The 3,544-nt window shown below is 67.2% G+C and carries 5 protein-coding genes and 1 pseudogene; all 6 read right to left on the reverse strand.

All coding sequences use genetic code 11. The features are described from left to right. Positions 1-118: pseudogene (locus tag VFM98_RS14345) on the reverse strand (integrase); the annotation flags it as partial. A 29-nt stretch (positions 119-147) separates the two neighbouring features. Further along, complete coding sequence (locus VFM98_RS14350) at positions 148-492, reverse strand: hypothetical protein (protein WP_325110593.1); 345 nt, start codon at positions 490-492, stop codon at positions 148-150. A gap of 51 nt (positions 493-543) precedes the next feature. Continuing rightward, positions 544-1,059, reverse strand: a complete 516-nt coding sequence (locus VFM98_RS14355) for a hypothetical protein (RefSeq protein WP_325110594.1) — start codon at positions 1,057-1,059, stop codon at positions 544-546. After that, positions 1,056-2,594, reverse strand: a complete 1,539-nt coding sequence (gene tnpC / locus VFM98_RS14360) for an IS66 family transposase (RefSeq protein ID WP_325110595.1) — start codon at positions 2,592-2,594, stop codon at positions 1,056-1,058. The genes VFM98_RS14355 and tnpC overlap by 4 nt, the downstream gene beginning before the upstream one ends. Positions 2,595-2,694: 100 nt before the next feature. Further along, positions 2,695-3,042, reverse strand: a complete 348-nt coding sequence (gene tnpB, locus VFM98_RS14365) for an IS66 family insertion sequence element accessory protein TnpB (protein WP_325110596.1) — start codon at positions 3,040-3,042, stop codon at positions 2,695-2,697. Next, positions 3,039-3,434, reverse strand: coding sequence for an IS66-like element accessory protein TnpA (tnpA, locus tag VFM98_RS14370; RefSeq protein ID WP_325110597.1), 396 nt, complete (start codon positions 3,432-3,434; stop codon positions 3,039-3,041). The genes tnpB and tnpA overlap by 4 nt, the downstream gene beginning before the upstream one ends. Positions 3,435-3,544 lie beyond the last annotated feature (110 nt).

The following is a 3,544-nucleotide window of genomic DNA, read 5'->3' on the forward strand; positions in this document are numbered from 1 at the left end:
ACGACGGCAACGTCTCCAGCGGGCTGATCACCGCGCGCAGTACTTCGGTGGCCACGTGGGTGTACAGGGCGGTGGTCTCCAGCCGCTTGTGGCCTAGTAGCACCTGGATCACCGTAAGCGTGTCCTCAAGGCCCTCTTGACGGAAGCCTATGGTGTCCCGTCCAGCCCCGCGAGTCCGGCGACGTCCCCCTCCCGTTGTATGACCGCGAGCCACGAGCGGAGGTCGTCGGAAGTTCCTTCCAGCAGACGACTGGCCAGCGTGCGGTCGTTTGCCTTGGCGAGCATGTTGTGCAATCCGAGGTGCGCCACGAGCATGTAGTACATCGGAGCGATCAGCTCGCCTCGATGCTGCGGGTGCTTCAGCGCGAATCGGTGCAGCTCCTCGATCGCGGTCCCAAGCTTATCGCCGACGTAGTCCAGAGGGATGCCGTGGCGCTCCTGGCTGGAGGTGTAGGCCGGGCCATTCGCGTCCAGTGGGATGTCGTCATTCATGATTTCGTCCAGTGCAGCTGCATCGCGCAGCATTGTGACCGGCCGGTCCGCTCAAATGTCCACGACGTGACGCAATAGCGGGAATCCGACACGCCAGGTGTGGCCGTTTCCGGTGTCGATCGTCGCAGTGCGCTGGTTGATGCGCGTGATCGTGCCCACCTGCGTGTTCAGGTAGCGGTCTTCAAATGCCACCTTCTCTCCGCAGCGGAAGTCGCCTCGCTGCGGCAACGGCACCGCGGGCGGTTCTGCCGGTTCCGGCCGCGCGGGTGCCGCGCCGGGCGCCGGAGGTTCGATCGCTGCATACGGCAGCTTCCACTCGCGCCTGGTCGCCGTCTCGTGGAGCACGACTTGCGTGTCGCGCATCTCCACGACCTTGCCGCTGCGCATCTGGCCATCACGCCAGTCGAGGAACCGCACGGTCTGGCCCAGGTGCATGTTGATGCGCAGGGCGATGATGCGCTTCGGATCCGCGAGCATGCGCTCGATGATCGTCTGCAGCTGGAACAGCTCCAGGCTGCTGGCGCGGCTGAGGGCATCCAGCAGCTTCGGGTCGGCACCTTGGGTCATGCGGCTTGTTTCAGCTGGTGCCCTGCGATGTTCCAGGGCAGCAGTTCGTCTACTCGGTTGACCGGATGATCGCCGATGCGGCTGATCACGTCGCGCAGGTAGCCCTCCGGATCCAGCCCATTGAGCTTGGCCGTCTCCATCAGGCTATACAGTGCCGCTGCGCGCTCGCCGCCGTCGTCGGAGCCCATGAACAGGTAGTTGTTGCGCCCGAGAGCCACGCCGCGCAGCGCCCGCTCCGCCGCGGAGTTGTCGATCTCGATGCGCCCGTCGTCGACGTAGCGGATCAAGGCCTGCCAGCGAGCGAGGCTGTAGCGCGCTGCCTTCGCCAGCTCGGATTTCGTCGACACCCGCGCCAGTACCGCGTGCAGCCAGTCGTGATACTCGGCCAGCAGCGGTCCGGCGCGAGCGCGGCGATGTTGCCGGCGCACGTCGGGTGACTGGCCGCGGATGTCCGCCTCGATCGCGTACAGCGCCTGGATGCGCTGCAGCGCCTGCGCAGCAAGCCCGCTGTCGTCGCGTCCGTGTTCGACGTACAGGTCCCACCAAGGTCGACGGGCGTGCGCCCAGCACGCGGCTTCAGTGACCCGGCCGCTGTCGTAGACGCCGCCCCAGCCGCCATACGCGTCCGCCTGCAGGATTCCGCTGAAGCGCGCGAGATGGCCGCGCGGATGTTCGCCCTTGCGATCCGGCGAGTAGCGGTACCAGGCCGCAGCCGGCGCATCGCTTCCAGCAGGCCGGTCATCGCGCACGTAGACCCACAGCCGCCCGGTGCGCGTCTTTCCTTCGCCGGGCGCAAGCACCTTCACCGGCGTGTCGTCGGCGTGCACCTTCTGCGCGGCCAGCACGTAGCGCCCCAGTGCGGCCACCAGCGGATCGAGCAGGCCGTGGACTTGCTCCACCCAGCCCGCCATCGTGGAGCGGTCGATCTCCACGCCTTCTCGCGCATAGATGCGGCTTTGCCGGTACAGCGGCAGATGGTCGCAATACTTGCTGACCATCACGTGCGCGAGCAGGCCGGCGCCGGCGATGCCGCGACTGACTGGCCGCATCGGTGCTGCAGCCTGGAAGATCGTCTGGCACTTCGTGCACGCCAGCTTGGGGCGCACGGTGCGAATGACCTTGAAGCGCGCCGGCACGTACTCAAGCTGCTCGGAGACGTCCGCCCCGATGCTGCGCAGGCGCCCGCCGCACGCGCTGCAGCCGCAGGGCTGGCCGCCGACGTCGTGGTGCGCGTCGGTGGCCAGCGGCCGGTGCTCGTGGGTTTCGCGTGGCAGGTGTTCCGGCAGGCTGCGGTCGATCTGCGGGTTGTTTGCTGCCGGCTTGCTTGCCGCTTTGCGGCTGGCCGCTTCATCCAGTGGTGCTGCCTCGATGAGGCTACCCTGCGCCGAATCGAATCGCTCGCTGGACGTGCCGTACAGGGATCGGTTGCGCCTTGCGAGTTGCAGCGTCAACTTCTCCACCACCAGCTTGAGAAGATCGCGCTCGGTCTCGCTGGCCAGCAGCCGCCGCTTGAGAGCCTCGACATCGTCGGGCATCTCGTTGGAGGTGTCGTTGCGGCCAGGCACATCGATACTGTGCCGCCTCCACGCGGGTTCGCCAATCAGGGCCGCACCGGAGGCCTCTTCATCCAGTAGGTCACGCGGCCAACTGCGGTGCGTCGGTGCGCACCGGCATCCTCCAGTCGATGCCTTCCAGCAGCATCGACAACTGCGCCGGCGTGAGCGCCACGCTGCCGCTGGAGGCCTGTGGCCACACGAACCGCCCTCGCTCCAGGCGCTTCGCAAGCAGCAACAGGCCTTGGCCGTCGAACCAGAGCACCTTGAGGATGTCGCCCCTGCGGCCGCGGAATGCGAACACATGGCCGCAGAACGGATTGGCTGCCAGCGTCGTTTGCACGACGGCCGCGAGTCCGTCGAAGCCCTTCCTCATGTCCGTGTGGCCCGCCACCAGCCACACGCGCGTGCCCGCGGGCAGACCGATCATGCGCGCAGCGCTTCCAGCACCATCCGAAGCTGCGCCGGCTCGGCGCCGAGGGGCACGCGGACGACCGCGTCGGCGAATTCGATCTCAATCGCCGGACGTGCAGCTTGCCGCGTGTCGGTGGGCTGCGACTCGCAAGGCTGCGGTGCCAAGACCACCGGCAGGACGACGGGCGCACGTTCGGGCGGCACCAAGTGCTCGAGTCGCATCCAGCGCCGAAGCTGGTTCGCGTTGATCTCGTGGCGCATGGCCAGGGCGGCCACCGAAACGCCAGGGCGCTTGGCCTGGCTAACCAGCCACGCCTTGAAGGCGGTGGAGAAGACCCGTTTGCCGTTGGCCTTGACGCGCTCGACACGCTCACCGTGCCAGTCTGAGTTGTGTCCACTGTCTTGCATCGTGGACACATGCTGACCTGCTCTGCCGGTCAGCTCAATAGGGCCCTGAGGCCACGCTTACTGCCAAGCCCGCCGGCAAGCTGCTTCTGCAGCCGCTCGCTGAGCCGGCT

This window comes from Ramlibacter sp. (assembly GCF_035706265.1).
Lineage (GTDB): Bacteria > Pseudomonadota > Gammaproteobacteria > Burkholderiales > Burkholderiaceae_C > Ramlibacter.